This is a genomic window from Paenibacillus sp. OAE614 (genome assembly GCF_040546645.1).
Classification (GTDB): domain Bacteria; phylum Bacillota; class Bacilli; order Paenibacillales; family Paenibacillaceae; genus Paenibacillus_AQ; species Paenibacillus_AQ favisporus.
In genome coordinates, this window is the sequence record NZ_JBEPOD010000001.1 from 6,819,169 (window position 1) to 6,837,998 (window position 18,830).

Below are 18,830 nucleotides of genomic sequence, written 5' to 3' on the forward strand. Positions count from 1 at the left end.
AAACCTGAAAACTACTCCTGACGATTCCGCATATGCGGGAAGAGCAGCACGTCACGGATCGACGGAGAATCCGTCAGCAGCATCACCAGACGGTCAATACCGATGCCCAGACCACCGGTCGGCGGCATGCCGTACTCCAGCGCGGTGAGGAAATCCTCATCCATTTCATGCGCTTCGTCATTGCCCTGCTCGCGTTCCTTCAGCTGTGCTTCAAAACGCTGGCGCTGATCGATCGGGTCATTCAGCTCGCTGAATGCATTGGCATGCTCACGGGCAACGATAAAGAGCTCAAAACGGTCGGTAAACCGCGGATCCTGCTCGTTTTTCTTCGCAAGCGGCGAAATTTCCACCGGATGCCCGGTCACGAACGTCGGCTGAATCAGCGTTTCCTCAACAAATTCCTCGAAGAACGCGTTCAGAATATGACCGAATGTCATGTGCGGCTCGACTTTGACGTTATGCTCTTTGGCCAGACGGTGAGCTTCCTCGTCCGTCATATGCACGCCGAAGTCTACGCCTTTGACTTCCTTGACCGCATCCACCATGGATACCCGGCGCCAAGGCGGAGTCAGGTCAACTTGATGCCCTTGATAGTTGATGATCTTGGTGCCGAGCACTTCCTGCGCAATATGCGCGATCATGTTCTCGGTCAAGTTCATGATGTCTTGGTAATCGGCATAAGCCTCATACAGCTCGATCATCGTAAACTCTGGATTGTGGCGGGTAGAAATCCCCTCGTTACGATATACACGTCCGATTTCGTATACCTTCTCCAGACCGCCGACAATCAAGCGTTTCAAGTGAAGCTCGATGGCAATCCGCATATACAGCTGCATGTCCAGCGCGTTATGATGCGTAATAAACGGCTTGGCCGCGGCTCCGCCGGCAATCGCATGCAGTGTCGGAGTTTCAACTTCCAGGTAGCCCTGTGAATCCAGGTAACGGCGCATCGATTGAATAATCCGCGAGCGGGCAATGAACGTCTGCTGTACTTCCGGATTGATGATCAAATCCACATAACGCTGACGGTAACGAAGCTCCACGTCCTTGAGGCCATGGTATTTATCCGGTAACGGATAGAGGGATTTCGACAGAACCTCCACCTCGCTGGCCTTGATCGTCGTTTCCCCGGTCTTCGTCTTGAACATCGTTCCGGCGATGCCGACAATGTCGCCCAGATCCAGAAGGCGGAACGCCTCGAACGCATGCTCAGGCACGGAATCCTGGCGCACATAGATCTGGATTTTGCCGCTGAGATCCTGAATATGGGCAAAAATAGCCTTACCCATGCCACGCTTGGCCATAATCCGTCCGGCAACGCGAACTTCGGCGTGCTGCTCGTCCAGCTCTTCTTTTGTCATGCCGTCGTATTTACTCAGCAGATCGCCTGCCATGCTGGTTCTGTCGTATTTCTTGCCAAAAGGATCGATCCCCAGTGCACGCAGCTCGTCCAACTTGCTTCGGCGGATTTTCAGCATCTCGCTTAATTCAATTTCCTGTTCCTGGTTGTTCACTTCTTCTGACATGGTCAGTCTTCATCTCCTTCATTTCACTGCTATACCTCTCCCGCTTGTCCAAGCGGCATGCAGTCTGCCATCTATATCCGAAAATAACCCCACCAAGTGGGGCCTTTCCTTTGCCTCGACGTTAGTTCAAGTGTTACATTCAACAATCTTGAAAAAAAGCTTCCTCAAGGAAGCTTTCTTTCAATCCTAAAGCATGGATATTACTTTTTGATATCGATGATTTTATATTGAATGACGCCCGCAGGAACGTTCACATCCACGACGGTTCCTTTTTGCTTGCCGATGATTGCTTTGCCGACCGGGCTTTCATTGGAAATTTTATTGTTCAGCGGATCGGATTCGGCACTACCGACGATCGTATATTCCATCGTATCGCCGAATTCCAGGTCCTGCACCGTTACCGTTGCACCTACGCCCACAATGTCCGTGTTGATCTCATCATTATTGATGATCCGGGCATTGCGCAGCATTTTTTCCAAAGTAATGATTCGGCCTTCAATAAAAGCCTGCTCGTTCTTGGCGTCTTCGTATTCGGAGTTCTCACTGATATCACCGTAGCCGATGGCAACCTTGATCCGCTCCGCGACTTCGCGGCGCTTCACCGATTTCAGGTTCTCGAGTTCGTCTTCCAGCTTCTTAAGTCCGTCCTGTGTAAGAATGACTTCTTTATCGCTCATCTTAACCGATTCTCCTGTCATGTAAATAAATTAAAAAACATCCTGCTTCCATAGAATGAACTAAAGAAACTTACGTTCTTGCTCCGTGGTCAGGAGATGGCAATGCTTACTTTAGTTCAATCTATATATATGCAAAACTATATGCAAAATTTGAAGGATCAGAACATCCTCCTGCTGCTTGTTAAACGAAGAGTCGAATTTATACTGCAAAATTATATGGTAACCGTTTCAAAATGTCAATGACAGGGGTGCAGCCGCGGCCGCCCATCTTATTGGGCCACCGCTTCCACACCTATTTCCTCGGCTTCCATTTCGGCACGCTGGTTCAGGTTTGCCACAAAATCCTCCAATATTCCGACCATTTCGTCGCGCTTCGTTCCTTCCATAATCTCATCCTTGATCCGTGCGGACCCTTTGAGACCTTTCAGGTACCATGCCAGGTGCTTTCGCATTTCGCGTACGGCCACGAACTCGCCTCGCAGCGCGATCAGACGATCCATATGAAGAATCGCGATGCGGATCTTCTCCTCAGCCGCAGGCTCCGGAAGCAGCTCACCGCTCTTGAGGTACTCAATCGTACGGTACAGCATCCACGGATTTCCCAAAGCGCCGCGTCCGATCATAACCCCGTCACATCCGGTTTCGTCGAGCATGCGCCGCGCGTCTTCCGGCGTAACCACGTCACCGTTACCGATGACCGGGATTGATACCGACTCTTTAACTTGCTTTATAATGCTCCAATCGGCATGTCCCGTATACAGCTGTTCCCGGGTTCTGCCGTGCAGGCTGACTGCCTGGCCTCCGGCGCGTTCCACCGCTTGGGCGTTCTCCACCGCGTAAATGTGGTCGCTGTCCCATCCGGTTCGCATTTTCACGGTCACTGGTTTATCGACTGCATCCACGACCGCGGAGACCATTTCATAAATTTTCTGGGGATCGAGCAGCCAGCGTGCACCGGCGTCGATTTTGGTCACTTTCGGAGCCGGACAGCCCATATTGATATCAATGATATCGGCGTTGGTCTGTTGGTCCACAACTTTGGCTGCCTCCACCAGGGAATCCCGGTCCCCTCCGAAAATCTGCAGGCTGAGCGGCTTCTCGCGCTCATCTACATATAGCATTTCCCGCGTGCGCTGATTGCCGTGAACGATCGCCTTGCCGCTGACCATTTCTGCGCAGACCAGACCCGTTCCGAATTCCTTGGCGATAAGACGGAACGCAGGATTACACACGCCCGCCATCGGTGCCAGCACGACTTGGTTCTTCATTTCAATATCGCCAATCTTCAGCATCGCATCATTTCCCCCCTTATTATTCATTGTATATACATAAGCAGTATTCCTGCTTCTCAAAAGTCTAACCGTTCCTCAGTTCCTGAACAGATACACCCAGTGCTTCCGCTACTTTGATCAAAACCTGTTCTTCTGCACGACGGTTTCCCCGTTCGATGGCCCCCAGCACCGCAAGCGATATGCCGCTCTTGGCTGCGAGCTCCTGCTGCGTGTAGCCTTTTAGCTTCCGGAAGGCGCGGACGCGCTTCGCCAGCTGCATGTTTTCCAAAGCTGCAGACCTTCCTTTCCATCCAGCTTATCCAGAGCTGTCTCTACGATTGTATATAAGCCGGAAGGCTCGTCGGGAGGAACGATATCGGATAAGGGAACCAGCACGAAGGCGCGCTCCTCCATCCGGGGATGCGGCAGCACCAGTTCTTCCGTGTTCTCCCTGCGGCCCTCCATCCAGATTAAATCCAAATCGACGGTCCGGGGCCCCCAATGGATCTCCCGAATGCGCCCAAGCCCGTTCTCAATCCCCTGCATCACGTGCAGCAGTTCATGGGAATCCAAACTTGTGCGGACGCACACGGCCATATTTAAAAAGAGGGGCTGGTCCACATAACCCACAGGCTCCGTCTCATAAAGATGGGAACAGCGGGCTACCGTAATGCGGGGATCTTCATCCAGGCGCCGGATGGCTTCCATCAGCGTATGCTCGCGGTCACCCAAATTTGCCCCTAAAGCAATATAAGCCTCTGATAGCTCAGAGGTGAAATGTGCATTCATGGTGGAGTCTCACTTTCTTGTTCTATGCAGCTCCACAGTAACACCCTGAAAGTGGATGTCAAATGGAGGATGCGGTTTGGTCACTTTGACCGTCAGTGCATTGATACTAGTATAAGTGTCCAGTACAACAGATGCAATACGTTCGGCTAAAGCTTCAATCAGGCGAAAAGACTCGGTTTCTACCACGTTTTTGACCGTTTCGTGGACTTCGGCATAATTTACCGTTTGGGTGAGATCGTCGTTCTCTCCGGCTGCGCGCAAGTCCAGCTCCATGTCCAGATCGACGTAGAAGCGCTGGCCGAGCTTGCGCTCTTCCTCGAACACGCCGTGATACCCGTAATACTCCATGCGGTGAATGACCATTCTATCCATTTTCTACTCCGCCTCCCCAATAATCAACATCGTACCAAACACTCCTGTATTTAAAACGTCTATTCTCGGCTCACAACCGCCGAAGTGTATATCATCGCATCGCACATTTTGACGGTTCGTTTGATCGATTTCACGTCATGAACCCTCACCAGCTGGCAGCCCTGGGCGATTCCGAATGCCACCGTGGCCGCAGTGCCCTCGACCAGATCATCCACCGGCAGATCCAGCACGCTGCGGATGAACTTTTTGCGGGACGTGGCCAGCAGCACAGGATATCCGATCTGATTCAAACGGTCCAGCTGGGTCATCAGCTTCAAGTTGTGCTCTCCATTTTTGGCAAATCCGATCCCCGGGTCCAAAATAATATGTTCCGGACGAACTCCGGCCGCCAAGGCGAGGCGCACGCTCTCTTTCAGGTCAGCGACGACGTCCTCCACAAAATCGGTGTAGTCCATGTCGTGCCGGTTATGCATCAGAATGATCGGACTGCCCAGCTCGGCTGCCACTTTCAGCATATCTGGATCGCCTTTGCCTCCCCAAATATCGTTGATCATATGGGCACCGGCCAATATAGCCTGGCGAGCCACTTCCGCCTTGTACGTATCGATCGAGATCGGAATGTGCGGGGCCGCTTTATGGATCGCCTCAATCACGGGAATCACGCGGGCCAATTCCTCTTCCGCGGACACCGGCGTATATCCCGGCCGGGTTGATTCTCCTCCGATATCGATCAGGTCGGCGCCGTCCAGCATCATTTTGAGCGCATGGCGTACGGCCGTGTCCGGATCCACATACCGGCCGCCGTCGGAGAAGGAATCGGGCGTTACATTTAAAATGCCCATCACCTGGGTAGACTGTCCGAGCCTCAGCACGGCTTGGCCCATCGTAAAGTTACGTTCGTAGATTGTCGTTTTCACTGTCAAATCCCTGCTTTCTGTCGGTACAAATCGAGCAGCCTGCTGGTGATCGGGCCGGCCGCGCCGTGACCCACCGTTCTACCCGTTCCCTGCCTGTCCAGCAGGAGCGTAACGGGCACAAGTTCCTGGATGGAGCTGGTCACGAACAACTCATCTGCGGCGAGCAGATCTTCCCACGTATACAGGCCTTCCGTGCAGCGGATGCCTGCCGCACCGGCGAGCTCAAGCACAACTTGGCGCGTAATGCCAGGCAGCAGCCCGGTGGATGCATCAGGTGTATAGAGTTCCCCTTCTTTCACAAAAAACACATTGCTGACGACGCCTTCGCTGACATGTCCGCGCTCATCGAGCATCAGGCCTTCCGCCTGGCGGGAACGCGGATCACTCAGAGCCGCCAGCTCCCTTTTCGCCAAAATGTTGTTCATGTAATGGAGCGACTTCAAGCGGATCGGAGCTTCGGGAGAGTTGCGCCGCGTGGCCAGCAGCTGCAGGGCTTTTCCTTGGGTGTAGAGGTTCTCAGGCACCTCAGGCAGCGCCTTCACCAGCAGAACATGATTGGGACGGCTGTACTCCTCCCCGGGAAGCCCGAGAACATTGACGCCAGCGCTGACGGTATAACGGATGTAAGCTTCCTCAAGGCCGTTCGCCTTCATCAAGGCTTCAATCCAGCCGGGCATGGACGCGAGGGCATCCTCCGGCGAAAAGGGAATGCCCAGCATCCGGCAGCCCTCTGCCATCCGTTTCAAGTGCCTCTCCAGCAAAAAGGGCCGGCCGCGGTATGTCCGCAGCGTCTCGAACAGCCCCATTCCGTATAAAAAGCCGTGATCCATTACAGGTACCACGGCGTCGGCGGCATCCACGATCCCGCCGTTCAATCCTATCTTCTTCATGCTTTGGCGCCTGCGGTCTGCTTCAGGAAATTACGCAGTATTTGATGCCCGTAATCGGTGATGATCGACTCCGGATGGAACTGGACGCCTTCAATCGGATACTCCTTATGACGCAGTCCCATAATCTCGCCTTCCTCGGTTTCTGCGGTGATCTCCAGGCAGTCCGGCAGACTGTCCCGCTCCACCAGCAGCGAGTGGTATCTTGTCGCCGTAAATGGCGAAGGAAGACCCTCGAACACGGAGGTGCCGTGATGGTGGATCGGCGATGTTTTTCCGTGCATCAGCCGTTCAGCGCGGATGACATTGCCGCCGAATGCCTGCCCAATGGCCTGGTGGCCCAAGCATACGCCGAAAATCGGGATTTTGCCTTTAAAATACGCAATCGTCTCCAGGCTGATCCCCGCCTCGTTCGGCGTGCAGGGACCCGGGGAAATCAAAATATGGTCGGGTGCAAGCTCCTCAATGCCGGATACGGTAATTTCATCGTTGCGGTATACCTTCACTTCCTGTCCGAGTTCCCCCAAATACTGCACCAGATTGTACGTAAAAGAGTCATAATTGTCGATAACCAAAATCATATGCTCATCCCCTTATCCCAGATTTGGCGGCGGATTCCTCTTCGCTTGCGAGAACCGCCAGGATCATGCCTTTGGCTTTGTTTTGGCATTCCCGGTATTCCCGGTAAGGGTCGGAATCGATGACGATTCCCGCCCCGGCCTGGATATATCCCGTACCTTCCAGGACGGCCATCGTTCTTATGATAATATTTAATTCCATATTGCCGTTGTAGTCAATCCAGCCGATTGAGCCGGTGTATGGCCCGCGCCTTACGGGTTCCAGCTCCTCGATGATCTCCATCGTCCTCACCTTAGGGGCGCCCGTGATGGTTCCTCCCGGGAAAAAGGCGGCGATCACGTCGTACACGCCTTTGCCCGGAGCGAGCCGGCCTTCCACCTGAGAAACGAGGTGCATCACATGGGAGTAATGCTCGACCGTCATCAGCTCCGGAACGTGCACGGAGCCGTACGCCGCCACCTTCCCCAAATCGTTGCGTTCGAGATCCACCAGCATGATATGCTCGGCTCTCTCCTTCTCGCTGCCAAGCAGCTCGGCCGCCATAGCCGCATCCTCCTCCGGGTTAAGCCCTCGGCGCCTCGTGCCGGCGATCGGGCGGGTGCTGACCCGCTCCCCTTGAAGCTTCACCAACAGTTCCGGAGAGCCGCTGACCAGCGTGAATCCCGGGGAACGCAGAAGCCCCATGTAAGGGGAAGGGTTCAGCAGGCGGAGCCATTCATAGGCCTGCTCCGGCGGCGAATGCAGGTCCAGCTCCTGACGGAGCGACAGATTCACCTGGAAGACGTCCCCTTCGCGAATGTACTGCTGGATGGCCCGCACAGCCTGCTCAAAGGATTCCTGCGGGAATCCGGTACGCAGCTGCGGCCACTCCTGCCGTGGAGACAGCTCCTCCGCCTGCTTTCGCCGCCGGTCCGCTTCGGCCTGGATCCCGTCGTCCAGGTTCACCATGGACAGCCACAACGACTGCATGGACCGGGCACGCTCGGCAGCCTCTTCGTAAAGCACACCTAGCCTTTGCCCGATCAGATCCCTGTCCAGCCCTTCTGCATCAAAATGCACATGGACCGTGCAGTACACCTTCCGGCTGTCTGCATCATGTACCCACAACTCTTCCATCCGCATCCACAAATAATCCGGGAATGCCGGAAGATCGGCTGCGGTGGACGGCAGATTTTCAAGGGAACGAACGATGTCATACCCTAGAAAGCCAACGCATCCTCCAAGAAGGGGTGGCAATTCTGGATCCGGCTGCTGGGGAGCCCGGTACGGCGCCATCCACTGCTGCAGCATCTGCAGCGGACTTCCGTCCACCTTCTCAGTCGCCCCGCTCAGCAGGTGCGTCACGACGCCACCGTGATCTTTTCCGTGAAGAACTGACACCGGCCGCAGCCCCAGGTAGGTATACCGCCCCTCCTTACCGCTCTCGAGTACGAAGGAATAGGGCGAAGCCTGTTCCCAGGCTGACGTCCAAGCCGCCGGGAGCTCCCCTTCTTCCTGCCGGTCCCATCCTCCGGACGACAGCACATATGGAAACATCGTAATGCCCTCTGCGGCCCAAGTCATCCATTGATCCAAGGTGATCAAACCGCTCTCGTTTCTCTTCATTTTCTGATCCCCTTTTAGTAACAAGACCCGTCTATTGGTTGTCAGTATACTTGGAGTCGGCAGGTTTGAAAAGACCTTTTCCAAAAAGATGCCTGATTTGGCTGCTAATGAGCGGCTGTATGAACAAAAAAAACCTGCAGCCGGATATACCGGCAGCAGGGGCGAGAGTTTTTACAATGTATAAGACGCTAATTACGCCTCAAAGTTATACAGCGGTGTGCTCAAATAGCGTTCACCGTTACTTGGGATGACTACCACGACACGTTTGCCTTTACCGAGCTCTTTGGCCACTTTAAGTGCGGCGAACACGGCAGCGCCGGAAGAAATACCGGACAGGACGCCTTCTTCTTTGGCGACACGGCGTGCCGTTTCAAAGGCTTCGTCGTTCTCCACGTGAATGATTTCATCGTAGATGTCACGGTTAAGGATATCCGGAATAAAGTTGGCGCCCAGACCTTGAATTTTGTGCGGTCCTGGTTTGCCTCCTGCCAGAATTGGAGAAGACGCAGGCTCAACAGCCACGATCTTGATGTCAGGGAAGCGGTTCTTCAGCACTTCGCCGGCACCGGAAATCGTTCCGCCCGTTCCGATTCCTGCCACGAAGGCGTCGAGGGAGCCGCCGATGGATTCAATCGCTTCCACAATTTCCGGACCCGTCGTTTCGCGGTGAATCTTCACGTTGGCCGGGTTTTTGAACTGCTCAGCCATGAAGTAATCCGGATTTTCCTTCACGATTTCTTCGGCCTTCTTAACGGCACCGTTCATGCCTTCAGCTCCCGGTGTCAGAACCAATTCTGCACCGTAGGCGCGAAGCAGGTTGCGGCGCTCAAGGCTCATCGTTTCAGGCATGACGATCACGGCTTTGTAGCCTTTGGCTGCAGCTACCATAGCCAGACCGATACCGGTGTTGCCGCTTGTCGCTTCCACAATCGTACCGCCAGGCTTCAGAAGGCCGTCCTTCTCCGCTTGTTCGACGATGCTGATCGCAATCCGGTCCTTAACGCTGGAGCCCGGATTTTGATATTCCAGCTTCAAGTAAATTTCCGCGCTGTCTTCCGGTGCAAGCCGGTTCAGCCGGACAAGGGGTGTTCCTCCGATTAATTCCGTTACGTTGTTGACGACCTTAGCCATAGGTAAATCCTCCCTGTTTATAATGAATTTAATGAATAACTGCTGTATACAAAATTCTAGAAAGAGAATCTGGCTGGCTTGGATCAAACTATATCCGAGTAAATAAGTAGGTATTTATACCTTCATCTTATCAACCTTCCACCTCAATGTCAATACGAACCCGGACGTAAGGCCTGGTTGTAAACAAAGAAAACATCCTGAAAACGTATGTAAGCCAGGGCTCATCATCTTGCCTGCCGCTTCTGTCGTTTCAGGATGCTTTGGATGGCGATATTTTGATCAAAATTTTGGCGTCATATTTGTTTCTCAACTGTTCTTCCAGCTGCGAAAGGGGAACAGCCTCGCTTAGGGCCAGCTGTTTGCGGGCCTCCCGAATGATCTCCTCGCTGCTCTTGGTACTGCCGTTCACCACGCTGATCAGCTGGACGACCGCATATCCGTCATTTAGCTGTACCGGACCCGCTGCGTCCCCTGGCTTCAGGGTTGAGGCTGTCTGCATTACTTCCGGAGCAATAAAAGGATCATCCTCCTCCACCGTCCCCAGATCGCCGCCTTGATCGCGCGTAAACTCATCCAGGGAGTACGTTGCCGCCAGCGTGCCGAAATCCTCTCCCTGCTGCAGGCGGTCAAGCACCCGATTCGCCTCATCTTCGGTATCCGTCTGAATCCAGGCAAGATGATAAGCCTTCTTGGCTGCAAACTCCTCTTGATGCTGATCGATATAACGCTGTACCTCCGCATCCGTGATGCGAATTCCTGCGGTTGCGATCTTTTGCAGTGTGAGACGGTACTCGGTTTCCGCCCGGATTTCCTCGGGAGTCAGGTTCAGCTGGTCGGCCATTTCCCGATAATAGTCGTCCGGGGAAGCGTAACCCTGCATTTCCCGGTTAATCTCCTCCGTCACTTCCTCCGGGGTCACCTTAATTTTCAGGGACTGGGCTTCCGCATATACCGCCTTGTGATTCAGCATCTGCGTCAATGCTTCCTCCCCGTGCGTCCGTTTCAGCTCCTCGACCCAATCGCTTTCCGTAATGGTGCTGCCGTTAAAAGACGCCACCGCATCCGCACCTGCTTGCTTGTCTTCAGCCGGTGACGGCTCATCTGCCGGTTTAAGTCCACGGATGACAATCAGACTCCCCATAAACAACACGCCCGCTGCCAAAATAATGACCGCGGCCCACAGCCCCTTCTCCTGTCTGGTTATCATATCATCGAACCCGCCCCTTACTTCATGGCTTGTTCAAGAATCTGCTGCAGTTGTTCCCTGTCAAAATCATACGCTTCATTGCAGAAATGGCACACCACTTCCGCCTGTCCATCTTCCTCGATCAAACGCTCCAGTTCCGCTTGGCCCAGGCTGACCAGCGTTTGCTCTACCCGCTCACGGGAGCACTGACAGCGAAACATGATATCCATCTCTTCGAGAACCTCTACATCGGGAAGCAGCTGCTTCAGCATATCTTCCAGCTCCAGCCCTTGGTCCAGCAGGGTGGTTACCGGCGGAATCGCGCTTACTGCCTGCTCGATCGCTGTGATTTCCTCATCGGAAAGGCCCGGAAGCAGCTGAATGATAAAGCCGCCGGCCACGAGCACGGAATTGTCGGGAGCGACGAGTACGCCCAGGCCAACCGCAGTAGGGGTTTGCTCCGATACGGCAAAATAATACGTAAAGTCCTCTCCGAGCTCTCCCGAAATAATCGGTACGCTTCCGCGGTAAGGCTCTTTGAGGCCCAGGTCTTTCGTTACGTGCAGGTATCCCTCACGGCCAACCGCGCCGGCTACGTCGAGTTTTCCCTGGCTGTTGCTGGGCAAATGGACATGCGGATTAGTGACGTATCCCGTCACTTCGCCAAAGGAGTTGGCTTCTACGACGATCTGTCCGATCGGTCCGTCGCCCTTGACTTGAATGCTGAGCTTTTCCTTGCCCTTCAGCATGGCGCCCATCATACCAGCGGCTGTCAGCGTGCGTCCCAGCGCCGCTGTGGCGGTAGGCCACGTATCATGCCTTCTGCGAAGCTCCTCCACGAGAGCCGTCGTTCTCACCGCGAAAGCCCGGACCCGTCCATTCATGGCCGTGCCCCGGATGAGGCGGTCCTGTTTGTTTTCCATTATGTGTACTGCCTCCTTTATTGGATGAGCCGGGAAGGCTCTGCCATTATCTATCTATTTTACCGCAAAACAGGCCTTTTTGGTGGTCCGGTTGATCTTTCTGGCAATTCAGCGGTTGCGTTCATAAATAATCCGGAGACCATCGAGCGTCAGCAGCGGATTCACTTCCTGGATGACCTTCGTTTCGCTGGCGATCAGTTCCGCCAATCCGCCTGTTGCGACCACTTTCAGTGAGGGCACCTGCATCTCGCCGCGAATCCGCTCTACAATGCCGTCAACCTGCCCAGCGTATCCGAAAATAATGCCTGCCTGCATCGCATGGACTGTATTTCGTCCGATGACCTTTTTGGGCTTCTCCAGCTCAATCCGAGGCAGCTTCGATGCGCGCTGATACAACGCTTCGGTCGCAATGCCGATGCCCGGCACGATCAGGCCGCCGAGATAGGCGCCTTTGGGATCGATGCAGTCAAATGTGGTAGCCGTGCCAAAGTCGATCACGACGAGCGGGCCCTGGTACTTCTCCACGGCGGCAACGGCGTTGGCGATCCGGTCAGCCCCGACCTCGCGCGGATTTTCGTAACGCAGATTGAGCCCGGTTTTAATCCCCGGTCCCACGATGAGCGGCGAATGGTGGATATATTTTTGGCACATCTCCTCAATGACATGGACCATAGGCGGTACCACCGAAGAAATAATCACGCCCTCAATATCGCTAACCGGGATCCCGGACATCTGAAACATGTTCCGGAACATAATGCCGTACTCGTCCGGCGTGGAATGATTGACCGTGCTGAGACGGAAATGATGCAATAGCTCCCGGTTTCTGTATATCCCCAAGACGATGTTCGTATTCCCGATGTCGATCACCAGAATCACGGGGGCTATCCCTCCTTCACCGCATTGAGATCAAGGCTGATGTCCAGGCTGTCGAAGGAATACGTCAGTCTGCCGACCGAAATGACGTCGACGCCGCAGGCCGCTATCCCCTTCACAGTCTTCAAAGACACGTTGCCGGAGGCCTCCACGGTCACATACGGGGACTTGGCCTTAATACGCCGGACAGCCTCTTTCATCAGATCCTGGCTCATGTTATCCAGCATGATGATGTCCGCACCGGCTTCCAGCGCTTCCTCGACCTGCTCAAGCGATTCCGTCTCCACTTCGATGGTCATCGTATGAGGGATAAACGCCCGGGCACGCTCCACGGCCTGGCGGATTCCGCCGGCGCCTTTAATATGGTTGTCCTTGATCATCACAGCATCATACAGCCCGAAGCGGTGGTTGGCTCCCCCGCCGACGCGCACCGCGTATTTCTCCAGCATGCGGTGTCCCGGCGTCGTCTTCCGGGTATCGACCAAGCGGGTAGGCAGGCCCTCAAGCGCATCCACGAACGAACGTGTCCGGGTCGCAATGCCTGACAGGCGCTGCAGCAAATTCAAGGCCAGCCGCTCCCCCGTCAAAATCCGGTGCGTGCTGCCTTCCACGACAGCGAGTACCGTTCCCTTCTTTACGAAATCGCCTTCCGATACTTGAGGCGTGAACGTGAGCGCCGGGTCCACGACTTGAAACACAAGCTCCGATACGGGAAGTCCGGCTACCACGCCATCTTCCTTGGCATGAATGATTCCCTTGGATTCATGTCCTGCCGGGATGGTCGACAGCGTCGTCATATCTCCCGATCCGACGTCCTCTCTCAGCCACAGCCGGATGGATTCCACAAGACTTTCATCATATCCGTTAAACGTCATCGCTGATTTCCTCCACTATTTCTTGATCCCGCCGCTGCAGCAGATGCTTGCGCCAGCCTTCGTCATCCCGCAGGGGGAAGTCTTCGCGGTAATGCGCCCCACGGCTCTCTTCCCGGGACAATGCCGCGCTGGTCACCAGCAAACTGCTGGTCAGCATGTTGGCAAATTCAAATTCCTCACGTTTGCTCAGTCCGGACTGGAAAATCGGCAGCTGGCGCTTCAGTTCATCCAGACCCTTCAGCAGCAGCGTCTTGTTCCGGCGCAGTCCAACGTACCGCACCATCACCTTCTGAAGCTTGAGCCGACGCTCTACAATGGCCTGCCTTGGCGATTCCAGGCGCCCCTCATCGACCCGGATATCTTTGGGTTCCCAGTCCATCGGGGACAGTTCCCGCAGGCGGTTCACAATACGCCGTCCAAACACGATCGCTTCAGAGAGCGAGTTGCTGGCCAGCCGGTTGGCGCCGTGAACACCGGTCGAGGACACTTCGCCGCAGGCAAACAGCCGCTTGATGCTGCTCTCGCCGTTCAGGTCCGTTTTGACGCCGCCCATCATATAATGCGCAGCCGGAGCCACCGGAATCCAGTCCGTCGACATATCCAATCCGTAAGTCATGCACGTTTCGTAAATGGTCGGAAACCGATGCTTAAGCATATCCTCCGGCTCATGGGTAATATCCAAATAGACGAAGGTGGACTTCGTTTCTTCCATTTCGCTGAGGATCGCCCGGGCGACAATGTCGCGCGGCGCCAATTCGAGCAGCTCATGGTATTTTTCCATAAAACGTTCGCCTTTAATATTCCGCAGAACGGCGCCTTCGCCCCGAACCGCCTCGGAGATTAAAAACCTCGGAGCACCCGGATAACAGAGAGCCGTCGGGTGAAACTGAATAAACTCCATATCCCGTACCTCAGCCCCCGCCCGATAGGCAATCGCCACACCATCGGCCGTGGCCACTTCCGGATTGGTGGTGTACCGGTAGAGCTGTCCCGCGCCGCCGGAACAAAGCACGGTCGCGTTCGCCTGCACAAAGATCCGCTGCCCGTCTGGACGCTGAACCAGTGCTCCCTTGCACTCGCCGTCTTCTGTAATAACGTCTATTACAAAGTGATGCTCCCATACCTCAATATGATCATGCTCCGCCACTTTCTCGGCCAGCGCTCTGACAATTTCGTAGCCGGTCGCGTCCCCGTTGGCATGCAAAATTCGCCGGTGGCTGTGCGCGCCTTCCTGGGTCAGGGCAAGCTCCCCGTTCTCCAGGTCAAACGTCGTGCCGAGCCGGATCAACTCCTTGACGCCCTCCGGGCCTTCATTGACCAAGAGGTCCACCGAGGAGGATGAACACAGCCCTGCCCCCGCCATCAGCGTATCCTGCCGGTGATACTGCGGGGAATCATCCTCCGAAATGACCGCGGCAATCCCCCCTTGAGCGTACCGGGTGTTGCTTTCGAGCAGTGCTTTTTTCGTGATCATGATGACGTGCCGGTCCTGGCTTGCCTGAATCGCCGTATACAACCCGGCTATGCCCGAGCCGATGACGATGACATCCGTCTTGGTCCGGGGCAAAGTCTGCAGATCAAAGTCAACCAGATATTGTGGAATCATGTGCCTGTTCACCTGTCTTAAGAGAAAGAGTAGCGCATGCTACTGTACTTGTAACATGCGCTCTAAAGAAGTTCTGGCTTTATCTGCAACAACCGGTGGCACGTAGATTTGCGGCTTCATGGTTTCCAGACACTTCACCAGTTTTTTCAGATTGTTCACCTTCATGTTCGGGCATACCAAAAACTTGGTGGCGAAATGAAACTCCTTATCCGGGCTGTCGAGACGAAGCTGGTATCCGGTACCGTCCTCGGTTCCGACGATAAACTGTTTGCTGCTTGATTTTTTGCAGTATTCCAAAATCGCCGTGGTGCTGCCGACGAAATCGCCCATGGCTACGACCTCCGGACGGCATTCCGGGTGTACGACAAACTCGGCGTCGGGATATTTGGCTTTCATCTCCACAACGTCTTTTACCGTCAGCATATCATGCGTATTGCAGTACCCTTCCCAAATGATGAGCTTCTTGTCGGTATGCTGCTGCACATAGTGACCCAAATTTTTGTCCGGTACCCAGATGATCTCATCGGAATCGACCGATTGAATCACCTTTACCGCATTGGAAGAGGTACAGCAAATATCCGTTTCCGCCTTGATCTCTGCCGAAGAGTTGATATACGTAACCACTTTGGCGTTAGGATGCTGCGCTTTCAGTTTGCGGAGTCCGTCCACGTTGACCATATCGGCCATTGGACAGCCTGCACGCTCATCCGGAATCAGCACCGTTTTGTTCGGAGCCAGAATCTTAGCGCTTTCACCCATAAAATGAACGCCGCAGAAGACGATGACTTCCGCATCGGTTTGAGCCGCTTTCTGGGCAAGCAGGAAGGAATCGCCACGGAAATCCGCTACTTCCTGAATTTCATCCCTTTGATAATAATGCGCCAAAATAATGGCGTTTCTTTCCTTCTTCAGCTTAAGCAGCTTCTCCGTCAGTTCCCGCTTTTGTTCCTGCTTATGCTCCAGTGCCAGAGCTTCCACCAGTAACCCACTCCCTCTGAAATCCCATGATTTTACCCGGTTGATGGCATCATAACCTCATAACATCATGAATAGTTTGTGAAAATTCTCCCAAAGTTGCCCGTTGCAACCTCGAGACCATCTTGTTTATCAACTAATTTACACAAGGTTCACGATACTGTCAATTGACTAAAATGATCTTTATATGCTATCTAACCGAAAGAAAACAAAGCTTCCCGCTCGATTCCGTCCGATTAGGCCGCCTCGCTTCTGTTTGGAGCTTGCAGCCGCCCCAATCGCTACTATGCCTCAAAAAAAAATTAACTGGTGCGACAGAGTTAAGGCGGAACGCTGTCGGCTTCAATGCTTAAACACCCCAAATGGCCGCCGCTCTTATTTCCTGGCAAACGACACAAAAAACCCGGGGACGGCTAACCGTCTCCGGGCTGTTGTTGTATTGGGATTAGGATCTGGATTCCGGCGGTGTTCCGCCGTTGCCCGAACCTGGATTCTCATTCGTCCCATCATTGTTATTTGGAATGTCGCCCGGCGTATCCGTGTTGATATCGCTTGGCGGGTCATTCGGCAAGTTGGATGGAACATCGTTCGGAATTTCTTCCGTTGGCAGGCTGGTATTATCCTTGCCCTGAATGCGTACACGCACGTCACCGACGTTATCGATCACCGGGGCGCCGCTTTCGGAAGAACCCTCACCATCTCCGCCCTCTTTCGGACCGTCTTCGGAAAGATAACCCTGCTCGATCAATTCCTTGATTTGATCCAGCTCCAGCGTTTCCTTCTCAAGCAGCGTGTTGGCGATGAGGTGAACCTCTTTCGAGTACTTCGTCAGCAGTTCTTTCGCCCGCTCGTAAGACTCGTTTGTCATGCGTTGCATTTCCTGGTCGATCTCGTAAGCGATCGAATCACTGTAGTTCTGCTCGTGACCGAGGTCACGGCCCAGGAATACCTGACCTTGCGAGGACCCAAACTGAAGCGGTCCAAGCTTCTCGCTCATACCGTATTCCATAATCATGCTGCGGACGATGCCCGTAGCCTGCTGGAAGTCACTGTATGCACCGGTTCCGATTTCACCGATAAACAGCTCCTCGGAGACCCGGCCACCCAGGAGACCCGTCACCTTATCAAGCAGCTCCTGCTTGGTCACAAGCATCCGGTCTTCCTTCGGCATCATGATGACATATCCACCGGCGCGTCCGCGCGGAATGATCGTTACCTTGTGTACCATATCGGCATGCTCCAGGAAGTAGCCCACGATCGTATGACCGGCTTCGTGGTATGCGACAATCCGCTTCTCCCGGTCGCTGATCACGCGGCTGCGCTTCTCGGTACCGACGATGACACGGTCAATCGCTTCATCAACTTCTCGCATGGAGATGTCTTTACGGTTACGGCGTGCAGCAAGCAGCGCCGCTTCGTTCATCAGGTTCTCCAGCTCGGCGCCGGTAAAGCCTGTCGTACGTTTAGCCACAACATCCAGCTTAACGTCTTTGGTCAGCGGCTTGTTGCGTGCGTGAACCTTCAGTACCGCCTCGCGGCCTTTCACGTCTGGACGATCGACCGTAATTTGACGGTCAAAACGGCCTGGACGCAGAAGCGCAGGGTCGAGGATGTCGGCACGGTTCGTTGCAGCCACGATGATGATGCCTTCGTTGCCGCCGAAACCGTCCATCTCAACGAGGAGCTGGTTCAGCGTCTGTTCGCGTTCGTCATGCCCGCCACCAAGTCCGGCACCGCGCTGACGACCTACGGCGTCAATCTCGTCAATGAAGATAATACATGGTGCGTTTTTCTTGGCGTTCTCGAACAAGTCACGCACACGGGATGCACCGACCCCGACGAACATTTCAACAAAGTCCGAACCGGAAATACTGAAGAACGGAACTCCGGCTTCACCCGCTACGGCCCGGGCGAGGAGGGTCTTACCTGTACCTGGAGGGCCTACGAGGAGAACCCCTTTAGGAATACGGGCACCTACTGCGGCAAATTTCCGCGGATCCTTCAGGAACTCAACGACTTCGACAAGCTCCTGCTTCTCTTCGTCAGCTCCCGCAACATCCTCAAAGGTAACCCTTTTCTTCTCTTCATTATATAGGCGGGCGCGGCTCTTGCCGAAGTTCATAACCTTGCCCCCGCCTCCCTGCGCTTGATTGAACAGGAAGAAGAAGAGAATAAACATAATAACCAAAGGAATCAGGGAAGAGAGCAGCGTCAGCCAGACGCTTTCGCCTTCCATCTTCTTCTGGGTGAATTTCATGCCGGTTTTGTCACTGGCAGCTACCAGCTCTTCGATTGCAGCATCTGTAGCCGGAGTGTAGGTCGAGAAATTCTCTGATTTAACGTCGGCCGGTTTATTCTTATATTTACCGGTTACCAGATAGGCGTAACCGTCGAATTGAACCGTAATTTCCGATACGTTACCAGCAGCGATTTGCTGGCGCAATTGATCGTATCTAGGGCTGTCAGCAGATTCACCGCTGTTGCTGACAAACTGGACTATGCCCACCACAACTAAAAAAAGAATCAAATAAAAACCAGAATTCCGGATGAACCGATTCATCCCCTACCTCCTCTCAAAACACTTTAATTATTTTACCATAGCCTGTCTGACCATCTCAAATAGAGGTGGTAAAGGCAT

General features: G+C 54.2%; 18 protein-coding genes. All 18 read right to left on the reverse strand.

What is annotated here, in order from left to right; all coding sequences use genetic code 11:
- Window positions 1-11 precede the first annotated feature (11 nt).
- Window positions 12-1,526 carry a lysine--tRNA ligase gene (lysS, locus tag ABIE48_RS31255; RefSeq protein WP_192717547.1) on the reverse strand — a complete coding sequence of 505 codons (1,515 nt, stop codon included), beginning with the start codon at window positions 1,524-1,526 and terminating at the stop codon, window positions 12-14.
- Between the two features lie 200 nt (window positions 1,527-1,726).
- Window positions 1,727-2,203 carry a transcription elongation factor GreA gene (greA, locus tag ABIE48_RS31260; RefSeq protein WP_076176695.1) on the reverse strand — a complete coding sequence of 159 codons (477 nt, stop codon included), beginning with the start codon at window positions 2,201-2,203 and terminating at the stop codon, window positions 1,727-1,729.
- A gap of 269 nt (window positions 2,204-2,472) precedes the next feature.
- The gene (gene dusB / locus ABIE48_RS31265; RefSeq protein WP_089549449.1) at window positions 2,473-3,495 is read right to left on the reverse strand and encodes a tRNA dihydrouridine synthase DusB; all 1,023 of its coding nucleotides are present in this window, start codon (window positions 3,493-3,495) and stop codon (window positions 2,473-2,475) included.
- A 64-nt stretch (window positions 3,496-3,559) separates the two neighbouring features.
- Complete coding sequence (locus tag ABIE48_RS31270) at window positions 3,560-3,763, reverse strand: helix-turn-helix domain-containing protein (protein WP_105442414.1); 204 nt, start codon at window positions 3,761-3,763, stop codon at window positions 3,560-3,562.
- Window positions 3,715-4,263 carry a 2-amino-4-hydroxy-6-hydroxymethyldihydropteridine diphosphokinase gene (folK, locus tag ABIE48_RS31275; RefSeq protein ID WP_076176692.1) on the reverse strand — a complete coding sequence of 183 codons (549 nt, stop codon included), beginning with the start codon at window positions 4,261-4,263 and terminating at the stop codon, window positions 3,715-3,717. Before folK ends, ABIE48_RS31270 begins: the two co-directional genes overlap by 49 nt.
- Before the next feature lie 9 nt (window positions 4,264-4,272).
- On the reverse strand, window positions 4,273-4,635 hold the full coding sequence (gene folB / locus ABIE48_RS31280) for a dihydroneopterin aldolase (RefSeq protein WP_076176691.1): 363 nt from the start codon (window positions 4,633-4,635) through the stop codon (window positions 4,273-4,275).
- Between the two features lie 59 nt (window positions 4,636-4,694).
- A complete protein-coding gene (folP, locus tag ABIE48_RS31285; protein ID WP_192717550.1) occupies window positions 4,695-5,519 on the reverse strand; it encodes a dihydropteroate synthase in 825 nt (274 codons plus the stop codon).
- Window positions 5,520-5,554: 35 nt separating this feature from the next.
- Window positions 5,555-6,442 carry an aminotransferase class IV gene (locus tag ABIE48_RS31290; protein ID WP_192717546.1) on the reverse strand — a complete coding sequence of 296 codons (888 nt, stop codon included), beginning with the start codon at window positions 6,440-6,442 and terminating at the stop codon, window positions 5,555-5,557.
- Complete coding sequence (gene pabA / locus ABIE48_RS31295; RefSeq protein ID WP_116234450.1) at window positions 6,439-7,020, reverse strand: aminodeoxychorismate/anthranilate synthase component II; 582 nt, start codon at window positions 7,018-7,020, stop codon at window positions 6,439-6,441. The genes ABIE48_RS31290 and pabA overlap by 4 nt, the downstream gene beginning before the upstream one ends.
- A 4-nt stretch (window positions 7,021-7,024) precedes the next feature.
- Complete coding sequence (locus ABIE48_RS31300; protein ID WP_192717545.1) at window positions 7,025-8,623, reverse strand: anthranilate synthase component I family protein; 1,599 nt, start codon at window positions 8,621-8,623, stop codon at window positions 7,025-7,027.
- A 192-nt stretch (window positions 8,624-8,815) separates the two neighbouring features.
- Complete coding sequence (cysK, locus tag ABIE48_RS31305; RefSeq protein WP_192717544.1) at window positions 8,816-9,754, reverse strand: cysteine synthase A; 939 nt, start codon at window positions 9,752-9,754, stop codon at window positions 8,816-8,818.
- Between the two features lie 250 nt (window positions 9,755-10,004).
- Window positions 10,005-10,961, reverse strand: coding sequence for a peptidylprolyl isomerase (locus ABIE48_RS31310; protein WP_192717543.1), 957 nt, complete (start codon window positions 10,959-10,961; stop codon window positions 10,005-10,007).
- Between the two features lie 17 nt (window positions 10,962-10,978).
- Window positions 10,979-11,863 carry an Hsp33 family molecular chaperone HslO gene (gene hslO / locus ABIE48_RS31315; RefSeq protein WP_192717542.1) on the reverse strand — a complete coding sequence of 295 codons (885 nt, stop codon included), beginning with the start codon at window positions 11,861-11,863 and terminating at the stop codon, window positions 10,979-10,981.
- A gap of 108 nt (window positions 11,864-11,971) precedes the next feature.
- The gene (locus tag ABIE48_RS31320; RefSeq protein WP_192717541.1) at window positions 11,972-12,739 is read right to left on the reverse strand and encodes a type III pantothenate kinase; all 768 of its coding nucleotides are present in this window, start codon (window positions 12,737-12,739) and stop codon (window positions 11,972-11,974) included.
- 5 nt (window positions 12,740-12,744) lie between these two features.
- On the reverse strand, window positions 12,745-13,611 hold the full coding sequence (gene nadC, locus ABIE48_RS31325; protein WP_192717540.1) for a carboxylating nicotinate-nucleotide diphosphorylase: 867 nt from the start codon (window positions 13,609-13,611) through the stop codon (window positions 12,745-12,747).
- The gene (nadB, locus tag ABIE48_RS31330; protein ID WP_192717539.1) at window positions 13,601-15,217 is read right to left on the reverse strand and encodes an L-aspartate oxidase; all 1,617 of its coding nucleotides are present in this window, start codon (window positions 15,215-15,217) and stop codon (window positions 13,601-13,603) included. Before nadB ends, nadC begins: the two co-directional genes overlap by 11 nt.
- Before the next feature lie 39 nt (window positions 15,218-15,256).
- On the reverse strand, window positions 15,257-16,195 hold the full coding sequence (gene nadA, locus ABIE48_RS31335; protein ID WP_076176681.1) for a quinolinate synthase NadA: 939 nt from the start codon (window positions 16,193-16,195) through the stop codon (window positions 15,257-15,259).
- A gap of 442 nt (window positions 16,196-16,637) precedes the next feature.
- Window positions 16,638-18,752, reverse strand: a complete 2,115-nt coding sequence (gene ftsH / locus ABIE48_RS31340; protein WP_145029930.1) for an ATP-dependent zinc metalloprotease FtsH — start codon at window positions 18,750-18,752, stop codon at window positions 16,638-16,640.
- Window positions 18,753-18,830: the final 78 nt, after the last annotated feature.

What these genes read in the sequence shown, in the direction of transcription:
- folB (WP_076176691.1), bottom strand. Translation starts at nt 4,635, where the DNA reads ATGGATAGAATGGTCATTCACCGCATGGAGTATTACGGGTATCACGGC.
- folK (WP_076176692.1), bottom strand. Translation starts at nt 4,263, where the DNA reads ATGAATGCACATTTCACCTCTGAGCTATCAGAGGCTTATATTGCTTTA.
- pabA (WP_116234450.1), bottom strand. Translation starts at nt 7,020, where the DNA reads ATGATTTTGGTTATCGACAATTATGACTCTTTTACGTACAATCTGGTG.
- ABIE48_RS31290 (WP_192717546.1), bottom strand. Translation starts at nt 6,442, where the DNA reads ATGAAGAAGATAGGATTGAACGGCGGGATCGTGGATGCCGCCGACGCC.
- folP (WP_192717550.1), bottom strand. Translation starts at nt 5,519, where the DNA reads ATGGGCCAAGCCGTGCTGAGGCTCGGACAGTCTACCCAGGTGATGGGC.
- nadB (WP_192717539.1), bottom strand. Translation starts at nt 15,217, where the DNA reads ATGATTCCACAATATCTGGTTGACTTTGATCTGCAGACTTTGCCCCGG.
- ABIE48_RS31300 (WP_192717545.1), bottom strand. Translation starts at nt 8,623, where the DNA reads ATGAAGAGAAACGAGAGCGGTTTGATCACCTTGGATCAATGGATGACT.
- dusB (WP_089549449.1), bottom strand. Translation starts at nt 3,495, where the DNA reads ATGCTGAAGATTGGCGATATTGAAATGAAGAACCAAGTCGTGCTGGCA.
- ftsH (WP_145029930.1), bottom strand. Translation starts at nt 18,752, where the DNA reads ATGAATCGGTTCATCCGGAATTCTGGTTTTTATTTGATTCTTTTTTTA.
- hslO (WP_192717542.1), bottom strand. Translation starts at nt 11,863, where the DNA reads ATGGAAAACAAACAGGACCGCCTCATCCGGGGCACGGCCATGAATGGA.
- ABIE48_RS31310 (WP_192717543.1), bottom strand. Translation starts at nt 10,961, where the DNA reads ATGATAACCAGACAGGAGAAGGGGCTGTGGGCCGCGGTCATTATTTTG.
- lysS (WP_192717547.1), bottom strand. Translation starts at nt 1,526, where the DNA reads ATGTCAGAAGAAGTGAACAACCAGGAACAGGAAATTGAATTAAGCGAG.
- cysK (WP_192717544.1), bottom strand. Translation starts at nt 9,754, where the DNA reads ATGGCTAAGGTCGTCAACAACGTAACGGAATTAATCGGAGGAACACCC.
- greA (WP_076176695.1), bottom strand. Translation starts at nt 2,203, where the DNA reads ATGAGCGATAAAGAAGTCATTCTTACACAGGACGGACTTAAGAAGCTG.
- nadC (WP_192717540.1), bottom strand. Translation starts at nt 13,611, where the DNA reads ATGACGTTTAACGGATATGATGAAAGTCTTGTGGAATCCATCCGGCTG.